Source organism: Paenacidovorax caeni (assembly GCF_001298675.1).
Taxonomy (GTDB): domain Bacteria; phylum Pseudomonadota; class Gammaproteobacteria; order Burkholderiales; family Burkholderiaceae_C; genus Paenacidovorax; species Paenacidovorax caeni.
The window spans coordinates 1-16,832 of the sequence record NZ_CYIG01000010.1; the positions used below are offsets into that span (position 1 = coordinate 1).

The 16,832-nt window shown below is 67.8% G+C and carries 17 protein-coding genes; 11 read left to right on the forward strand and 6 right to left on the reverse strand.

Annotation, left to right across the window (positions count from 1 at the left end; genetic code table 11):
* The coding region (locus BN2503_RS06340) for a M48 family metallopeptidase (RefSeq protein ID WP_054255811.1) at nt 1-1,359 on the reverse strand (1,359 nt) is incomplete at its 3' end.
* 76 nt (nt 1,360-1,435) lie between these two features.
* Between BN2503_RS06340 and BN2503_RS06345 the strand changes: the two genes are divergently transcribed.
* On the forward strand, nt 1,436-1,696 hold the full coding sequence (locus BN2503_RS06345; RefSeq protein ID WP_054255812.1) for a DUF1653 domain-containing protein: 261 nt from the start codon (nt 1,436-1,438) through the stop codon (nt 1,694-1,696).
* Between the two features lie 24 nt (nt 1,697-1,720).
* Here the strand turns inward: BN2503_RS06345 and BN2503_RS06350 are convergent, their stop codons facing one another.
* Together BN2503_RS06350 and BN2503_RS06355 are read right to left on the reverse strand one after the other, a co-directional pair.
* Complete coding sequence (locus tag BN2503_RS06350; RefSeq protein WP_054255813.1) at nt 1,721-2,758, reverse strand: ATP-binding protein; 1,038 nt, start codon at nt 2,756-2,758, stop codon at nt 1,721-1,723.
* Nucleotides 2,755-3,471, reverse strand: a complete 717-nt coding sequence (locus BN2503_RS06355) for a response regulator (protein WP_054255814.1) — start codon at nt 3,469-3,471, stop codon at nt 2,755-2,757. Before BN2503_RS06355 ends, BN2503_RS06350 begins: the two co-directional genes overlap by 4 nt.
* Before the next feature lie 214 nt (nt 3,472-3,685).
* Here BN2503_RS06355 and xopAW point away from each other — a divergent pair, with 214 nt between their 5' ends.
* Nucleotides 3,686-4,645, forward strand: coding sequence for a XopAW family type III secretion system calcium-binding effector (gene xopAW / locus BN2503_RS06360; RefSeq protein WP_054255815.1), 960 nt, complete (start codon nt 3,686-3,688; stop codon nt 4,643-4,645).
* 221 nt (nt 4,646-4,866) lie between these two features.
* On the opposite strand, the gene purN is transcribed toward xopAW, so the two are convergent.
* Entirely contained in the window at nt 4,867-5,448 is a 582-nt protein-coding gene (purN, locus tag BN2503_RS06365) for a phosphoribosylglycinamide formyltransferase (RefSeq protein ID WP_054255816.1), read from the reverse strand.
* 20 nt (nt 5,449-5,468) lie between these two features.
* Between purN and BN2503_RS06370 the strand changes: the two genes are divergently transcribed.
* The 4 genes from BN2503_RS06370 to BN2503_RS06385 all read left to right on the forward strand — a co-directional run bounded on the left by BN2503_RS06370 (nt 5,469) and on the right by BN2503_RS06385 (nt 9,387).
* A complete protein-coding gene (locus BN2503_RS06370; protein WP_054255817.1) occupies nt 5,469-6,185 on the forward strand; it encodes a YceH family protein in 717 nt (238 codons plus the stop codon).
* A gap of 45 nt (nt 6,186-6,230) precedes the next feature.
* Nucleotides 6,231-7,412, forward strand: coding sequence for an acyl-CoA dehydrogenase family protein (locus tag BN2503_RS06375; RefSeq protein WP_054255818.1), 1,182 nt, complete (start codon nt 6,231-6,233; stop codon nt 7,410-7,412).
* 12 nt (nt 7,413-7,424) lie between these two features.
* A complete protein-coding gene (locus tag BN2503_RS06380; protein WP_054255819.1) occupies nt 7,425-8,540 on the forward strand; it encodes an acyl-CoA dehydrogenase family protein in 1,116 nt (371 codons plus the stop codon).
* A 202-nt stretch (nt 8,541-8,742) separates the two neighbouring features.
* Nucleotides 8,743-9,387 carry a DUF937 domain-containing protein gene (locus BN2503_RS06385; RefSeq protein ID WP_054255820.1) on the forward strand — a complete coding sequence of 215 codons (645 nt, stop codon included), beginning with the start codon at nt 8,743-8,745 and terminating at the stop codon, nt 9,385-9,387.
* Nucleotides 9,388-9,875: 488 nt separating this feature from the next.
* Here BN2503_RS06385 and BN2503_RS20460 read toward each other — a convergent pair whose 3' ends face one another.
* Complete coding sequence (locus BN2503_RS20460; RefSeq protein ID WP_158447343.1) at nt 9,876-9,998, reverse strand: IPTL-CTERM sorting domain-containing protein; 123 nt, start codon at nt 9,996-9,998, stop codon at nt 9,876-9,878.
* On the opposite strand from BN2503_RS20460, the gene BN2503_RS20465 reads away from it, so the two are divergent.
* A complete protein-coding gene (locus BN2503_RS20465) occupies nt 9,990-10,238 on the forward strand; it encodes an ATP-binding protein (RefSeq protein WP_074930165.1) in 249 nt (82 codons plus the stop codon). The two genes, BN2503_RS20460 and BN2503_RS20465, sit on opposite strands and share 9 nt — an antisense overlap.
* A gap of 6 nt (nt 10,239-10,244) precedes the next feature.
* Nucleotides 10,245-11,564 carry a tetratricopeptide repeat protein gene (locus BN2503_RS06390; protein ID WP_054255821.1) on the forward strand — a complete coding sequence of 440 codons (1,320 nt, stop codon included), beginning with the start codon at nt 10,245-10,247 and terminating at the stop codon, nt 11,562-11,564.
* Between the two features lie 63 nt (nt 11,565-11,627).
* Here the strand turns inward: BN2503_RS06390 and BN2503_RS06395 are convergent, their stop codons facing one another.
* On the reverse strand, nt 11,628-12,185 hold the full coding sequence (locus tag BN2503_RS06395; RefSeq protein WP_054255884.1) for an HNH endonuclease: 558 nt from the start codon (nt 12,183-12,185) through the stop codon (nt 11,628-11,630).
* Between the two features lie 120 nt (nt 12,186-12,305).
* Between BN2503_RS06395 and BN2503_RS06400 the strand changes: the two genes are divergently transcribed.
* From BN2503_RS06400 to lspA, 3 genes are all read left to right on the forward strand, one after another.
* Nucleotides 12,306-13,355: a bifunctional riboflavin kinase/FAD synthetase gene (locus BN2503_RS06400; RefSeq protein WP_054255822.1), complete on the forward strand. Its 1,050-nt coding sequence runs from the start codon at nt 12,306-12,308 to the stop codon at nt 13,353-13,355.
* 96 nt (nt 13,356-13,451) lie between these two features.
* Nucleotides 13,452-16,307, forward strand: a complete 2,856-nt coding sequence (gene ileS / locus BN2503_RS06405; protein WP_054255823.1) for an isoleucine--tRNA ligase — start codon at nt 13,452-13,454, stop codon at nt 16,305-16,307.
* Complete coding sequence (gene lspA / locus BN2503_RS06410) at nt 16,304-16,804, forward strand: signal peptidase II (RefSeq protein ID WP_054255824.1); 501 nt, start codon at nt 16,304-16,306, stop codon at nt 16,802-16,804. Before ileS ends, lspA begins: the two co-directional genes overlap by 4 nt.
* Nucleotides 16,805-16,832: the final 28 nt, after the last annotated feature.

The following is a 16,832-nucleotide window of genomic DNA, read 5'->3' on the forward strand; positions in this document are numbered from 1 at the left end:
CTGCAGCCCTTGCAGGCGCGCGGCGCGGTCGCCCTCGGGCAGCGTCTGCACCAGCCCGCGCAAGGCGCCCAGGTGCCCGTCGCGGCTCCGCAGGGCGAGTTCGTACAGCGGGCGCACCGGGGCCTGCGGGTCGAGCTGGCGGCGCAGCGTGGCTTCTTCGACCAGTTCGTCGGCGCTGCCCTGGGCGCGCGCGGCGGCCAGGGCCTGCACCCGCGCCCGCACGCGGCCAAGCCAGGCGTGGTGCTGCTTCCAGTCGCTGGCGTTGTCCTTGCACCAGGCGCGGTCGAAGTGCGCGATCCAGCGCTCGGCCTCGCCGAGCAGCCCCAGCGCGCCGCGGCGCGACCAATCGGGCAGCGCGGGCGCGCCGCCCAGGGCCTCGACGCGGTCGCGCAGGCCGGGGTGGGTGTCGTCCACGCCGCTCAGGCGCGCCAGCGCCTGGCGCAGTGCCTCGCGCGCGAAGGCCGGCTCGGGCGCGAGCGCGAGCTGGCCGCGCATCGCCTGGTACGGCCCCACGGGCAGCGCGTGCGCCGCCGCCGCGCGCCAGTGGCCGGCCCAGAAGTGCGCCTGCAGCCAGGCGCCCTTGATCTCGACCTCGATGAGCGCCGCCACGGCCGCCTCGCGCCCGAGCAGGCGGCCCGCGATGCGGTCGGCCTCGTACTCGTCCTGGCGCGCCATCGCGAAGGTCTTGGCCGCGAAGCGCGGGAAGTACCAGTCCAGGAACGCCTGGGTGGCTGCGGCCACGGGCCCGGCGTCGCCGCGCATGCTGTCGTGCAGGCGCAGCCACGACAGGCGCGTGCGGTAGATCCAGGCGGCGAAGCGCCCGTGGCCGCCGCGCAGGTGCCCGTACTCGTGCGCCAGCACGGCCAGCAGGCGCGCCTTGTCGAGCGCCATGAGCAGCGACAGGCCGATGGTGAGGGTGTTCACCGCGCCGCCGAACAGGCCCCAGCGCGGCGTCTGGCGGATGCTGGCGTTGAAGTCGCCGTCCAGGTAGACGGCGTGCAGCGGTGGGCCATTGACCTTGCGGCGGATGCGCTCCAGCGCCTCGAACAGCGCGGGCGCGTCGCGCGCGGTGATCTGCAGGCCCTCGGGCGCGTCCAGCCGCACCCAGAGGGCGCGCAGGCTGGTCCACAACAAGCCCAGCGCCGCGATCAACACCCACACCAGCGCGAAGCGAAAGCGCCCGGCCAGCACCTGCGGCAGCGCCCAGGCCACCAGCGCGCCGGCCAGCAGCAGGCAGCCCAGCACCCAGGCATAGCCCAGCGCGGCGAACGCCGCAACGCCACGGCGGTAGGCGCGGCTGTTTTCGGCGCTGGCGTGTTCGCTCAGGCGCACCAGGTGCACAAAATCGGCCTGGTCCATGGAAACTCCCCCCGGGGTGGCATAGGATGCGGCGCGGCCCCCTTTGCCGCAGCCGCACATGCTACCCAAACCGCCCATGGCTTCCGACGCCGACCTCCCGCCCCTGCCCCGCGTGCCCGCCGGCCTGTACCGCCATTACAAGGGCGGCCTGTATGAAGTGCTGGATATCGCGCGCCACAGCGAAACGCTGGAACCCCTGGTGGTGTACCGCGCGCTGTACGGCGCGCACGGCCTGTGGGTGCGGCCTGCGGCGATGTTCACCGAAACAGTGGTGATCGGCGGCGTGCGCCAGCCGCGCTTCACGGCCCTGGAGGATTTGAATGAAAACAGCCTCTAGCCCTTTCCCATCAAGCGCTAGCAGCTATTCATTCAGTAGCGAATTGGCGCGCGGCAGCACCAGCGTGGCGCGCAGGCCGCCGCCCTCGGCGTTGTGCAGCTGCAGGCTGCCACCGTGGCGCTCGGCGATGTCGCGGGCGATGGACAGCCCCAGGCCCACGCCGCCGCTCTGGCGGTTGCGCGAGCCCTCGGCGCGGTAGAACGGCTCGAACACGCGGTCCAGCTCGGCCTCGGGCAGGCCGGGGCCGTGGTCGCGCACGGCGATGCGCACGCGCGCGCCGTCGTCGGCCAGCGTGACCTCGGCGCCGCCGCCGTAGCGCACGGCGTTGCCGATCAGGTTGGCGATGCAGCGGCGCAGCGCGCCGGCCTGCGCGGGCAGCGGGCCGGCGCGGCCCGCCACCCGCACGGCGTGGCCGCAGTCGGCCTCATCGTCGGCCAGGCTCTGCACCAGGGCCTGCAGGTCCAGCGGCGCCATCGGCTCGCCGGCGGCGACGCCGCGCAGGTGGTCGAGCGTGGCGCCGATCATGGCGTCCATCTCGGCGATGTCGCGCGCGAAGCGCGCGCGCTCGGCGCCGTCTGGCAGGGCCTCGGCGCGCAGGCGCAGGCGCGTGAGCGGCGTGCGCAGGTCGTGCGAGACGGCGGCGACGAAGCGGTCGCGATCCTGCAGCTGGCGGCGGATGCGCGCCTGCATCTGGTTGAAGACGCGGCTGGCCTCGCGGCATTCGCGCGTGCCGTCCTCGGGCAGCGGCGGGCGGGCGACGTCGCGGCCCAGCTCGCGCGCGGCGGCGGCCAGGCGGTCGATGGGCCGGGCCAGCCAGCGCGCGGCCACCCAGGCGGCCAGCAGCAGCACGCCCAGGCGCACGCCGATGTCCAGCAGCAGGCCCGCGTGCAGCGCCGGCGGGCCGGGGGGCGGGGGCGGCGGCGCGGGGCGCGCCGGGCGCAGCTCGAACATCAGCGTGAGCGCCAGCACGTGGCTCACCAGCACGGCCGCGGCCAGCAGCAGCGCCAGGCGGCCGAACAGCGTGTCCGGCAGGCCGCGCGCCAGCGCGGCGCGGGCGCTCACGCCGGGCCTCCGGCGTAGCCCTGCACGTCCTGCGCGTTGAAGACGTAGCCCGCACCGCGCACGGTCTTGATGATGGACGGATCGCGCGGGTCGTCGCTGAGCTTGTGGCGCAGGCGCGAGACCAGCAGGTCGATGCTGCGCTCGAGCGCATCCATGGCCCGGCCGCGTGCCTGTTCCATGAGCTGGTCGCGGCTGCACACGCGCCGGGGCATGCCCAGGAAGGTCCAGAGCAGGCGAAACTCGGCGTTCGACAGCGGCACCACCACGCCGCGCGGCGACACCAGATGGCGCTCCAGCCGGTGCAGCGCCCAGCCGTCGAAGCGCACCACGCCGGGCGGCGGCGCGGCGCGCGTGCCCAGGCGGCGCAGCACGCTCTGGATGCGCGCCACCAGCTCGCGCGGCTCGAACGGCTTGGCCATGTAGTCGTCGGCCCCCATCTCCAGGCCGAGCACGCAGTCGTAGGGGTTGGCACGCGCGGTGAGCATGATGATGGGCACCTGCGTGCGCTGGCGCAGCTCGCGCGCCAGCGTCAGGCCGTCGGTGCCCGGCAGCATGATGTCGAGCACGATGAGGTCGATGGGGTGCGCCGCCAGTTGTGCGCGCAGCGCCGGGCCATCGCCCGCCGCGTGGGCGGTGAAGCCGAAGCGGGCGAGGTACTGGGTCAGCAGCGTGGTGATGTCTTCGTCGTCGTCGACGACCAAGATGTGGGACATGCGCGTGGAATGTGGCCGGGGGCGCGCCAGTGTAGGAAGCGCGCCCGCCACGGCAAGCGGCGATATGCGCGGCCTTTGCCCGCCAGTTCGGCACCTCGGACGCGCTTTTGTACCAGCCCCGGTACAAACAGGACAACACCGGTTTACGCGCTCCTTCAAGAATGGGTTCCAGGCCGGGGCTGCTCGTCCTGGCCCTGAACGAAAGGAACCCACCATGACGAGCATCAGTAGCGTTGGCAGCGCTTGGTCGAGCGCCAGCCTGCAGCGCAGCGCGGGCCAGCGCACCCCTGAAAAACTGCTCTCCAAGCTGGACACCGACCAGAGCGGCGGCGTGGACGGCACGGAGTTACAGTCCTTGATCGACGACGTGGCGCAAAAGACCGGCATGGGCCTGGACACCAGCGCCAAGGACATGCTGGCGCAGTACGACGCCGACGGCGACGGCAGCCTGAACGGCGAGGAGCTGGGCAGCGCGATGAAGAACCTGCTGCCGCCCCCGCCCACCACGGTGGAGTTCGCCCAGTCGCGCGGCATGGCCGGCGACGACCTGTTCGGCAAGGTGGACAGCGATGGCGACGGCAGCGTGAGCCAGGACGAAGTGCAGGGCCTGCTGGAAAAGATGTCCGGCGGCACGGCCAGCAAGACGGGCACCAGCAGCGATGAACTGTTCGCCAAGCTCGACACGGACGGCGATGGCCAGCTCTCGCAGGCCGAATTCGACGCGGGGCGTCCGTCGGAGCAGGCATCTGGCACGGCGGGCGGGGGTATGCCCCCGCCGCCGCCCGGTGGCCCGGGTGGGCCCGGCGGTCCGGGCGGCGCGGGTGGCGCGCAGTCCAGCAGCACCACCTACGATCCGCTCGACACCAACGAGGACGGCACCGTCTCGCTGGCCGAGCGCCTGGCCGGCAGCAGCAGCGCGCAGGAGGCGGCGCAGGCTCTGTTCTCCGCCATCGACACCGATGGCGACCAGAAGCTGAGCAGCACCGAGGCGCAGACCTTCATCGACCAGCTGACCGCTGCAGCCACCCAGGCCGGCACCGGCACGCAGCAGGAACAGGGCGCGACGCTGAACCTGGTGCAACTGGCCGAACAGGCCAAGCGCGAGTACGAGGCGATCGCCGCCTCCGGCAGCGCGGCCAGCACCACGGCCAGCAGCGTGAGCGCGCAAGTTTAAGAAGGTGTGAACGAATCCTCCATGCCCGCTCATCCCGCAAAAACGCACGCCCTCGGCGTTGCAAATGCACTTCAATAGCCCGCGCTATGGCTGCGCTTTGCGCCTTGATGGCGCACGTTTGTACGGCCTGCTCGGACACGCCGGATTCATTCACACCTTCTGAGGCCTGCAGGATTGATAGGGAAAATAGCTTCCAGCGCTTGCCCAGCAAGCGCTGGAAGCTATTGTTTTTGCAGCAGCCCGACCACGGCGCGCGGATAGATCACATGCTCCTGCGTGAGTACGCGCGCGGCCAGGGTGTCGGCCGTGTCGCCTTCGAGCACCGGCACCACGGCTTGCTCCAGGATGGGGCCCACGTCCAGCTCCGCCGTCACCAAATGCACGGTGCAGCCGGCGAACTTGCAGCCGGCCTCCAGCGCGCGCTGGTGCGTATGCAGCCCGGTGAACGCCGGCAGCAGCGACGGATGAATGTTGACCAGCCGCCCCGCATAGCGCGCGACGAACCCCGGCGTGAGGATGCGCATGAACCCGGCCAGCACCACCACGGCGGGGTCGTAGCGGTCAATCACCTCGGCCAGCGCGGCATCGAAGGCTTCGCGGCTGTCGAAGGCCTTGTGGTCCAGCACTTCGGTGGCAATGCCCTGCTCGCGTGCAAACGCGAGCCCCTTGGCGTCGGCCTTGTTGCTTACCACGGCCGCCACGCGGGCGCCCAGGGTGCGCGCCCAGTCCTGCTGCTGCGCGGTACGCACGATGGCAGCCATGTTGGAGCCGCCGCCGGAGATCAAAATCACGATGTTCTTCATTTGCCTCAATTATCCCCGCCATGCCCTTCGATCCCCGCCAACAGCCCCTCACCCCCGTGCAGGCCCGCGTGCTTGCCACCCTGCTCGAAAAGGCGCGCACCGTGCCCGACAGCTACCCGCTCACACTCAACGCCCTGGTGACCGGCTGCAACCAGAAAACCAGCCGCGATCCGGTGATGCAAGTTACTGAAAGCGAAGCCCAGGAAGCGCTGGAAGGGCTGCGCCGCATGGCCCTGGCGGTGGAGATCAGCAGCCAGCGCGCCACGCGCTGGGAGCACAACTTTCCGCGAGGCGTGGGCGTTCCCGACCAGTCGGCCGTGCTACTGGGCCTGCTGATGCTGCGTGGCCCCCAAACCGCGGGCGAGCTGCGCATCAACGCCGAACGCTGGCACCGCTTCGCCGACATTTCCTCGGTGGAGGCCTTCCTCACCGAGTTGCAGGAGCGCAGCGACGAGAAAGGTGGGCCGCTCGTGGTGCTGCTGCCACGCGCGCCCGGCGCACGCGAGCCGCGCTGGGCCCACCTGCTGTGCGGCCCGGTGGACGTGGAGGCGCTGCAGGCCGCCGCCAGCCCTGGCGGCGCCCCGGCCAGCGGCCCCCTGCAGGCACGCGTGGAAGCGCTGGAGGCAGAGGTGGCGGCCCTGCAGGCCACGGTGCGCCGCCTGTGCGCCGAGCTGGGCGTGGAGCCGGGTACGGAATCTGGCATTGGTGCGCCCATGTCGCCACCCGGACAGGAATAAAACGAACGACCGTGCTACAAATAACGCCTCAAAGGAGACAACCGCATGGATCTCGCATTCACCCCCGAAGAGCAGGCGTTCCGCGAAGAGGTACGCACCTGGGTGCGCGCCAATTTGCCCGCGCACATTTCCCACAAAGTCCATAACGCCCTGCGCCTGACGCGCGAGGACATGCAGGGCTGGGCCAAGATTCTCGGCAAGAAGGGCTGGCTGGCTTTTGGCTGGCCCAAGCAGTTCGGCGGCCCGGGCTGGACCGCCGTGCAAAAGCACCTGTTCGAGGAAGAATGCGCACTCGCCGGCGCCCCGCGCATCATCCCCTTTGGCCCGGTGATGGTGGCGCCCGTCATCATGGCCTACGGCACACCGGAGCAGCAGCAGCGCTTCCTGCCCGGCATCGCCAGCGGCGAGGTGTGGTGGAGCCAGGGCTACAGCGAACCCGGATCGGGCTCGGACCTGGCCAGCGTCAAGACCCGCGCCGAGCGCGCGGGCGACAAGTACATCGTCAACGGCCAGAAGACCTGGACCACGCTGGGCCAGTACGGCGACTGGATGTTCAACCTGGTGCGCACCAGCAACGAGGGCAAGCCGCAGACCGGCATCTCCTTCCTGCTGCTGGACATGAAGAGCCCCGGCGTGACGGTGCGCCCGATCAAGCTGCTCGACGGGGAGTGCGAAGTCAACGAAGTGTTCTTCGACAACGTCGAGGTGCCTGCAGAGAACCTCATCGGCGAGGAAAACAAGGGCTGGACCTACGCCAAGCACCTGCTGAGCCACGAACGCACCAACATCGCCGACGTAAACCGCAGCAAGCGTGAGCTGGAGCGCCTGAAGCGCATCGCCAAGGCCGAGGGCTTGTGGGACGACGCGCGCTTTCGCGACCAGATCGCCCTGCTCGAAGTGGACGTGGTGGCACTGGAGATGATGGTGCTGCGCGTGCTGTCGAACGAGAAGAGCGGCAAGAACTCGCTCGACATCGCCGGCCTGCTCAAGATCAAGGGCAGCGAGATCCAGCAACGCTACGCCGAGCTGATGATGCTGGCCGCTGGCCCGTTCGCCCTGCCCTTCATCGAAGAAGCCATGGAAGCCGGCTGGCAAGGCGACTTTCCCGGCGGCGAGGCCGGTAACGCGCCGCTCGCTTCGACCTACTTCAACCTGCGCAAGACCACCATCTACGGCGGCTCCAACGAGGTGCAACGCAACATCGTCGCGCAGACGGTGCTTGGCTAAGGAGACAAGAACATGGACTTCGATTTTTCCGACGACCAGCAGTCCCTGCGCGATGCCATGCGCAAGTGGGTGGACAAAGGCTACAGCTTCGAGCGCCGCCGCGCCATCGTCGCCGCTGGCGGCTTTGACCGCGCCGCCTACGGCGAACTGGCCGAGCTGGGCCTGACCGCCCTCACCGTGCCCGAAGCCCACGGCGGCCTGGGCCAGGGTGCCATCGACGCCATGGTGGCCATGGAGGAACTGGGCCGCGGCATCGTGCTGGAGCCACTGGCGCAGACCTTTGTCGCCACCAGCGTGCTGTCGCACCATGCCCCAGAGGCGGTACAGGCCGCGTGGCTGCCACGCATCGCCAGCGGCGAGGCGCTGGTGGTGCTCGCGCACCAGGAGCGCAAGGCACGCTACCGCCTTGACGTTTGCGAGGCGAAAGCGGCAAAAACGCCCACAGGGCATGCGCTGACAGCTACCAAAAGCATAGTACCCGCTGGCGACCAGGTCGATGCCTTCATCGTGCCGGCCCAGCTGGACGGCCGTATCGCCCTGTTCCTCGTGGAGCGTGCCGCCTCCGGCGTAACCCCGCGCGGCTACGGCACACAGGACGGCAGCCGCGCCGCCGAGCTGGTGCTGGACAACGCCCCCGCCACGCTGCTCACCACCGATGGCCTGGCCGCGCTGGAGCTGGCCGTGGACACCGGCATTGCCTGCGCCTGCGCCTACGCTGTCGGCGTGATGGACCAGACCGCCGCGCTCACCTTCGACTACCTGAACCAGCGCAAGCAGTTTGGCGTGCCCATCGCCAGCTTCCAGGCCCTGCGCCACCGCGCGGCGGATATGAAGATGCAGCTGGAGCTGGCCCGCTCCATGAGCTACTACGCCAGCCTCAAGCTCGGCGCCCCCGCGCCAGAACGCCGCCGCGCACTGGCACAGGCCAAGGTGCAACTGGGCCAGTCCATGCGCTTTGTCGGCCAGCAGTCGGTGCAAATGCACGGCGGCATCGGTGTGACCGACGAGTACATCGGCAGCCACTACTTCAAGACACTCACCCAGCTGGAAATGACCTGGGGCGACACACTGCACCACTTGGGCGAGGTGTCGGCACGCATGCAAGACACGGCGGGGGTGTTCGCCTGAGGCAAGCCCCCCGCCTTCTGCCTGAAAAAGCCCTGCAGGTTCAGTGCCTGCGGGGCTTTTTTTTGGCAATGTGAAGAACTATCAACCGCCCTCCACGTCCAGGCCGGTCTCATCGGCTGTGCCTGCATACTGCTTCCCTCTGGCGCGACGGAGGGGCACGGGGCCCCTGCACGTTGGCGCGCCGCCGCAAAAGGACACGCCGATGACCGCACCGCAATCCATGGCAGATGATCTGTTGGCACAGCTCCAGGGCGCACCCATGCAGCAGATAGCACAGCAGCTGGGCGCCAGTAGCCAGCAAATTGAGTCCGCCGTTGGCGCCGCTCTGCCGCTGCTACTGGGCGCGCTGGGCCAAAACGCCACCCAGCCGCAAGACGCAGCGGCGCTGTTCAACGCCTTGGAACGCGACCATGGCCAGGCCACGCCGCAAGGGCTGGGCGGACTGGGCGATCTGCTCGGCGCCGTACTGGGCGGCGCAGGCGCTGCGCCAGGCCGGGGCGCTGGCGGCGGCCTGGGTGATGGCGCGGCCATCCTGGGGCAGATCTTGGGCGGCAACCGCCAGCAGGCCGAAAACCAGCTGGGCCAAGCCACAGGCCTGGGCAGCAGGGCGGGCCAGTTGCTGGCGATGCTCGCCCCCATGGTCATGGCCTATCTGGCCAACCGCGCGAAGGCGGGAAACATGGACGCCTCCGCCCTGGGCCAGACGCGGGGACAGGAGCATGCGCGGCAGCAGGGCGGCCTGGGCGGTGGGCTGCTGGGCAGCCTGCTAGACCAGAACGGCGACGGCAAGTTCGACGCGGGCGACCTGCTCCAGCTCGGCGCCAGCCTGCTGGGTGGGCGGCGCTGAGGCGAAGCGCCTCTCCGGCTCGCGCAAGTCTGCGCGTTGCAGGCAGGGGGACGATGCCCTCACTGCGGGACAGCCCTTGCGCGGCTGCCTGCGCTTGGGCCTCGCCAGTTTCACAGGCCGATGGTCGTGCCCAGCACCATGAAAACTGATATGACTCGCCCGCCTACCTGAACGCCTCGGGCGTGAATTCCCCCGGCACTTGCCCACTGCGAGTGACCGCAGCTCCCAAAGGTGACGTTATGGCGTTGGGGCGGCCCGGCAGCAATAAAAAAGGCTCTGTCACCTAATCGTGTTGTTCCCCTCGACGAAGAGGGTTGCGGCAAGAGGGCCAAAGCCCACACCGCGCCTGGCGTTGCGGGAAACGCCACGTTTTCACCAACACAAACAGGTGACAGAGCCATAAGAAAAGCCCGTGATGCATAACTGCATCACGGGCTCTTGTCATTGGCAAGCCATGTTGCAAGGCTTGCGTAGCGCTTTCAGGCTTATTAGCGCATGCGGCGGCGCATGCCCACCATGAACAGCCCCATCAGGGCTGACAAGACGATCAGGCCCCACTCCGACACGTAGCCGATGAGGGACCTGGCCTCGCGCCCGAGGAGGTGCAACACATCTTCGAGCGCTTCGAGCGTGGCCGCCGCTCAGACCAGACGCTGGGCTTTGGCCTGGGCCTGTGGGTGGCGCGCCGCGTGGCACAGCTGCACTGCGGCGACGTGCGGGTGGATTCAACGCCCGGACGGGGTCACTTGCTTCACGCTGGTGTTGCCGCCGCTGCGCGACGCCAACGACAACTGCGATGGTGGTACGGTGAATCCCGCATAATGCCCGGTTTGCTCCTTCTTCCCCTCTAGCCGTCCATGAGCGCCACCGCCGTCCACGCCGACCCCATCCGCAAATATCTCGAAACCGCCCGCACCCAAATCGCACAGGGCGCCTTGCGCGAAGCCGCGCAGACGCTGAACCAGGCGCAGCGCATCCTGCCCGGTGACGCACGCATCTTCATGCTGGCAGGCCTGATGGCGGAGAAGTCGGGCAACATCAAGGGCGCCTTCGAGGCACTGCGCAAGTGCGTCGCCATGGCGCCTGGCTGGGGCCCCGGGCTGCTGGAGCTGGCGCTGCTGCTGGCACGCCAGAACCAGTTCCCAGAGGCGGTGGAAACGGCCGAAAAAGTGGCCGCGCTGGAGCCGAAGAACTTGAGGGTACTCGCCGGTGTAGTGGACATTGCCCACCGCGCAGGCCATGCCGAAATGGCGCTGAAGCACCTGCGCCGCGGCCTGGAACTGGTTCCCGGCGATGTGCAGCTGCGCCGCCTGCTGGCACAGGACCTGCACAACCTGGGCCGGTACGAGGAAGCGCTGCAAGAATGGAGCAGCCTGGCAGCACAAAACGACAAAGATGAGCACGCCCTGCTCGGCCGGGTCAAGGTCCTGCTTGCCATCGGCAAACCCGGGCAGGCGATCGCGGACACGATGAAACTGCTGGAGCTCGCGCCGGGTGACTCCATCTACGCCTACTACAACGCTCTAGCCCATGGGGTTACACCGCCACACCAGCCGCTGGAGATGAACCGCCAGCTGTTCGACAACATGGCGGAGAGTTTTGACCAGCACTTGGTTACGGAGCTCGGATACCGTCTCCCTCGCGTTGTGGCCGACAAGATTCTTGCGAGATTCCCTGAGCGCAATCTCAATGTCCTGGACTTGGGTTGTGGCACAGGTCTGCTCGGGGCCTGCTTGGGCCGGCTTGACGGCTTTCTGATCGGCGTGGAACTATCGTCCAAGATGATCGAACAGGCCGCGCGTCACGACGTGTATGACCGTTTCCACACGGTCAACCTGCTCGACGCATTGCGTGAAACACCTGCATCGACCTACGAAGTCATCACCGCATTGGATGTGTTCGTCTACGTGGGCGATATTTCCGACGCTATTCCCAATGCCCACCGCATCCTGCTGCCCGCTGGCGATTTCTATTTTTCCTGCGAAGCCGCACCGGAAGAAGGGCCCGATCTGCTCCTACAAGACAACGGCCGCTATGCCCACAAACGCAGCCACGTACAGCAGCTGTGCAAGCAGGCGGGGTTCGAGAGCGTACAGATCGAAGACGTGGTGATACGCCAAGAAGCGGGCCAGCCTGTGCAAGGCTTCCTGGTGATGGCACGCAAGGCTGCGGCCTGACCCTCTTTACACCCTACCCTCCAAACGCGGCCACGGCCGCGTTTTTTCGTTGCGGCGGTAGCGTCAGTTGAGCAGCCGCGACGACCTGGGCACATGCGCCTTCAGGAACTCCATCTGATCCGCCAGGATGCGCCGATTGCGCAGAATGAAATCCTCCCACAGGCTGGGCACGTAGGGTGCATAAAGCAAGGGCATGTGCGCTTGCTCTGGCGTGCGCGGCCCCTTGCGGTGGTTGCAGGGCCTGCAGGCGGTGACCACGTTCATCCAGTGATCCGCGCCCTTGCGCGCCTGGGGAATGATGTGCTCCCGAGTCAATTCGCTTTCGTGAAAGTGGCCTCCGCAGTAAGCGCACATGTTGCGGTCGCGCACGAACAGCTTGCTGTTGGTGAGCGCCGGCCGCAGCTCGAAAGGATTGATGGCTGGCACGCCCTTGGTGCCGATGATGCTGTTGACCGCGATCTGCGACTGCATGCCGGTGCATGCGTTGTGGCCGCCACGAAACAGCGCGATCTGTCCGCCGGACTCCCTGCGCACTTCATCTGCGGCGTAGTGCAACACCGCCTGTTCCAGCGAAATCCATGATTGGGGCAGCCCCTGGGCCGACAGCTTCAAGACCTTCACCACACGCCTCCTGCAAGGGTACTGGGAATGGAATATGCCTTGCGCAATATACTCTGATTCCATGACAAATTGGCGTCTTGCGCTTGTTGGAACTGCGCTAGCTGCTATCAAAATAAAAGCATGAAGATTTTCCGTGGCTTTCACCGGCCGGGCCTGGCCAGCGCCTGCGCGCTGACCATCGGCAATTTCGATGGCGTCCACCGCGGCCACCAGGCCATGTTGGCACTGCTCAACAACGAAGCCTCCCTGCGCGGCGTGCCCAGCTGCGTGCTGACGTTCGAGCCGCACCCGCGTGACTATTTCGCGCAAATACACAAGCGCCCCGCGCTGGCGCCTGCGCGCATTGGCACGCTGCGCGACAAGCTGGCCGAGCTGGAGCGCTGCGGCGTACAGCAGGTGGTGGTACAGCCGTTCAACGCAGCTTTCGGGGGACTGAGCGCACAGTCCTTCATCGACGACGTGGTGCTGCGCGGCCTGGGCGCGCGCTATGTGCTGGTGGGCGATGACTTCCGTTTCGGCGCGCAGCGGGCGGGCGGCTATGCGCTGCTCGACGCTGCGGGCCAGGCCCAGGGCTTCGACGTCGCGCGCATGAACAGCTACGAGGTGCACGGCCTGCGCGTGTCCAGCACGGCGGTGCGCGACGCGCTGGAGCGCGGCGACATGCAAGCCGCCGCGCGGCTGTTGGGCCGGCCCTACAGCATCAGTGGCCACGTGGTACATGGACGCAAGCTGGGCCGCCAGTTGGCTGAGTCGCGTCCAGGCGCGGGCGATGGTTTTCGCACGTTGAACCTGCGCTTTGCCCACTGGAAAAGCGCGGCCAGCGGCATCTTCGCCGTGCTGGTGCATGGCCTGGCTGACACCCCGCTGCGCGGCGTGGCCAACCTGGGGGTACGCCCCTCGCTCGACCCCGAAGATGCCAACGGCGGCCGCGTGCTGCTGGAGACGCACTGCCTCGACTGGCCGGCCCACCTGGGCCCCCAGGGGGGCTACGGTAAAATCATTCGCGTGGAACTGCTGCACAAACTGCACGACGAGCTGAAATACGACAGCCTCGCGGCGCTCACCCAAGGCATCGCCCAGGACTGCGAGAACGCGCGCACCTGGTTCGCCACGCACCACGCCCCCAGCTACACCGATACCCGCCGCCAGACCACGCGCGACCGAATTTGACGGGGCAGGCTTCGCCCCTTTTGCCATTCCCTGCGCAAGCGCATGCAGCCTCGGCTCGGGCCCGATCGCCCGGGCGTCCCCTTTGAAGGTTTCCCCATGTCCGAATCCAGCCCCAAGAACGCCCCCGCGAGCGCCTACCGCGCCACGCTCAACATGCCCGACACCCCATTCCCGATGCGCGGCGACCTGCCCAAGCGCGAACCGGGCTGGATCAAGGAGTGGAACGACCAAGGCGTTTACAAGCAACTGCGCGACGCGCGGCGCGGCGCACCCAAGTTCATCCTGCACGACGGCCCGCCGTATGCCAACGGCCAGATCCACATCGGCCATGCGGTCAACAAGATCCTCAAGGACATGATCGTCAAGGCGCGCCAGCTCGAAGGGTTTGACGCGCTGTACACCCCGGGCTGGGACTGCCACGGCCTGCCGATCGAGAACGCCATCGAAAAAAAGCACGGCCGCAACCTGCCGCGTGACGAAATGCAGGCTCGGGGCCGCGCCTTCGCCACCGAGCAGATCGCGCAGCAGCTGGTGGACTTCCAGCGCCTGGGCGTGCTCGGCGAGTGGGACAACCCGTACAAGACCATGAACTTCGCCAGCGAGGCGGGCCAGTTGCGTGCACTCAAGAAAGTGATGGAACGCGGCTTCGTGTACCGCGGCTTGAAGCCGGTGTACTGGTGCTTCGATTGCGCTTCGTCGCTGGCCGAGTTCGAGATCGAGTACCAGGACAAACAAAGCCAGACGCTGGACGTGATGTTCCCCGCCGCCGACCCGGCGCGGCTGGCCGCGGCCTTCGGCCTGGAGCGGCTGGACAAGGACGCCTTCATCGTCATCTGGACCACCACGGCCTGGACGATTCCGGCCAACCAGGCGCTCAACGTCAACCCCGAACTCGAATACAGCCTGGTGGATACACCGCGCGGCCTGCTGATCGTGGCTTCAGCCCTGGTCGAGAAATGCCTGACACGCTGGCAACTCGAAGGCAAGGTGCTCGCCACCGCGCTGGGCGAAAAGCTCGACCACATACCCTTCCAGCACCCCCTCGGCGCCATGGACAAGGGCTACGACCGCGTCTCGCCGGTCTACCTCGCGGACTACGCCACGGCCGACGACGGCACGGGTATCGTGCACTCGGCCCCGGCCTACGGCGTGGACGACTTCAACAGCTGCGTCGCCAATGGCATGGACTACCAGGACATCCTGAATCCGGTGCAGGGCAACGGTGTGTACGCACCCGAGCTGCCGCTGTTCGGCGGCCAGCACATCTGGAAGGCCGTGCCAGTCATCCTGGACGCGCTGAAGGTCGCCGGGCGCCTGCTCGACACCACCACCATCAGCCACAGCTACCCACACTGCTGGCGCCACAAGAGCCCGGTGATCTACCGCGCCGCAGCGCAATGGTTCGTGCGCATGGACGAGGGCGAGGGCGTGTTCACCGACCCGGCGCAAAAGCCCGCCAAAACGCTGCGCCAGATTGCCCTAGAAGCCATCGAGCACACCCGCTTCTACCCCGAGAACGGCAAGGCCCGCCTGCGCGACATGATCGCCGGGCGGCCCGACTGGTGCATCTCGCGCCAACGCTCGTGGGGCGTGCCCCTGCCCTTCTTCCTGCATGTGGACACCGGCGCGCTGCACCCACGCACCATGGAGATCATTGACCAGGCTGCGTCCATCGTCGAGCAGGGCGGCATCGAGGCCTGGAGCCGCGTAAGTGCCGCTGATATCCTGGGCGCCGAAGAGGCCGCGCACTACACCAAGAGCACGGATATTCTGGAAGTGTGGTTCGACTCCGGCTCCACCTTCTGGCATGTGCTGCGCGGCACACACGCCGGCATGCACCACGACGAAGGCCCCGAGGCCGACCTGTACCTGGAAGGCCACGACCAGCACCGCGGCTGGTTCCACAGCTCGCTGCTGCTGGCCAGTGCCATCTTCGGGCGCGCGCCCTACCGCGGCCTGCTGACCCACGGTTTCACCGTGGACGGCCAGGGCAAGAAGATGAGCAAGTCCCTGGGCAACACCGTCTCGCCGCAGGAAGTCAGCGGCAAGCTGGGCGCTGAAATCATCCGCCTGTGGGTGGCGGCCACCGACTACTCGGGCGACTTGGCCATCGACGACAAGATCCTGGCGCGTGTGGTGGACGCCTACCGCCGCATCCGCAACACGCTGCGCTTCCTGCTCGCCAATGTGAGCGACTTCGACCCGGCCCGCGACGCCGTGCCGTTCGGCGAGATGCTGGAGATCGACCGCTGGGCGCTGACACGTGCGGCGCAGTTCCAGGAAGAACTCCTGGCGCACTACAAAGTGTACGAATTCCACCCCGTGGTGGCCAAGCTGCAGCTGTTCTGCTCGGAAGACCTGGGCGGTTTCTACCTCGACGTGCTCAAGGATCGCCTCTACACCACCGCGCCGCGCAGCCTGGCGCGGCGCAGCGCGCAAACCGCGCTGCACCAGATCACGCACGCCATGCTGCGCTGGATGGCGCCCTTCCTGTCGTTCACAGCCGAGGAAGCCTGGAAGGTGTTCGGCAGCTCGGCGTCGATCTTCACCGAAACCTACGGCACCATCGCCCATGCCGACGAGGGGCTGCTGGCCAAGTGGCAGCGCATTCGTGCCATCCGCGACGTGGTGAACAAGGAAATCGAGGCTGTGCGCGCCTCGGGTGGCATTGGCGCATCGCTGCAGGCCGATATCACCCTGTCCGCCCCCCCCGAGGACCACGCGCTGCTCGCCAGCCTGGGTGACGATCTGAAGTTCGTATTTATCGTTTCCGCTATTGAATTGGTAGCTGGTAGCGCGCTCCAGGTCGGCGTTAGAACCCGTTCGGATGCGAAATGTGAGCGCTGCTGGCACTACCGCGCCGACGTGGGCCACGACGCGCAGCACCCCACCCTGTGCGGGCGCTGCACCAGCAACCTGTATGGCAGCGGCGAAAGCCGCGCACACGCATGACGGTGCGCACGCCCCCTGGTGGCACTGGCAGCCTGTGGCCCTGGCTGGTCTGGGCGCTGGTGCTTTTCATCGCAGACCAGTTCACCAAGACGCTGATCCTCGGCGCCTACCAACTGGGCGACGCCACCCCCGTCACCGGGTTTTTCAACATCGTGCGGGCGCACAACACGGGCGCTGCCTTCTCGTTTCTGGCCGATGCCGGGGGCTGGCAGCGTTGGGGCTTCACGGCGTTCGGCCTGGTAGCAGCACTCTTCATCGTCTGGCAGCTGCGCCAGCACCCCGGGCAGCGGCTTTTCGCCTTCTCGCTCTCCAGCATCCTGGGCGGCGCCATCGGCAACGTGGTGGACCGGCTGCAGCACGGCTACGTGGTGGATTTCCTCGACTTTCACCTGGGCGGGCGGCACTTTCCTGCCTTCAACCTGGCCGACAGCGCCATCACCGTGGGCGCGGTCTGCCTGATCGTGGACGAACTGCTGCGCATGCGCAAAGCCGGTTGAGCCGCCGCCAGGGGCTCTGGCATGAGGG

Excerpts from the sequence above, each read along its gene's own strand:
- BN2503_RS06345 (WP_054255812.1), top strand. The coding sequence starts at position 1,436 with ATGGCTTCCGACGCCGACCTCCCGCCCCTGCCCCGCGTGCCCGCCGGC.
- BN2503_RS06355 (WP_054255814.1), bottom strand. The coding sequence starts at position 3,471 with ATGTCCCACATCTTGGTCGTCGACGACGACGAAGACATCACCACGCTG.
- xopAW (WP_054255815.1), top strand. The coding sequence starts at position 3,686 with ATGACGAGCATCAGTAGCGTTGGCAGCGCTTGGTCGAGCGCCAGCCTG.
- purN (WP_054255816.1), bottom strand. The coding sequence starts at position 5,448 with ATGAAGAACATCGTGATTTTGATCTCCGGCGGCGGCTCCAACATGGCT.
- BN2503_RS06370 (WP_054255817.1), top strand. The coding sequence starts at position 5,469 with ATGCCCTTCGATCCCCGCCAACAGCCCCTCACCCCCGTGCAGGCCCGC.
- BN2503_RS06375 (WP_054255818.1), top strand. The coding sequence starts at position 6,231 with ATGGATCTCGCATTCACCCCCGAAGAGCAGGCGTTCCGCGAAGAGGTA.
- BN2503_RS06380 (WP_054255819.1), top strand. The coding sequence starts at position 7,425 with ATGGACTTCGATTTTTCCGACGACCAGCAGTCCCTGCGCGATGCCATG.
- BN2503_RS06385 (WP_054255820.1), top strand. The coding sequence starts at position 8,743 with ATGACCGCACCGCAATCCATGGCAGATGATCTGTTGGCACAGCTCCAG.
- BN2503_RS06390 (WP_054255821.1), top strand. The coding sequence starts at position 10,245 with ATGAGCGCCACCGCCGTCCACGCCGACCCCATCCGCAAATATCTCGAA.
- BN2503_RS06400 (WP_054255822.1), top strand. The coding sequence starts at position 12,306 with ATGAAGATTTTCCGTGGCTTTCACCGGCCGGGCCTGGCCAGCGCCTGC.
- ileS (WP_054255823.1), top strand. The coding sequence starts at position 13,452 with ATGTCCGAATCCAGCCCCAAGAACGCCCCCGCGAGCGCCTACCGCGCC.
- lspA (WP_054255824.1), top strand. The coding sequence starts at position 16,304 with ATGACGGTGCGCACGCCCCCTGGTGGCACTGGCAGCCTGTGGCCCTGG.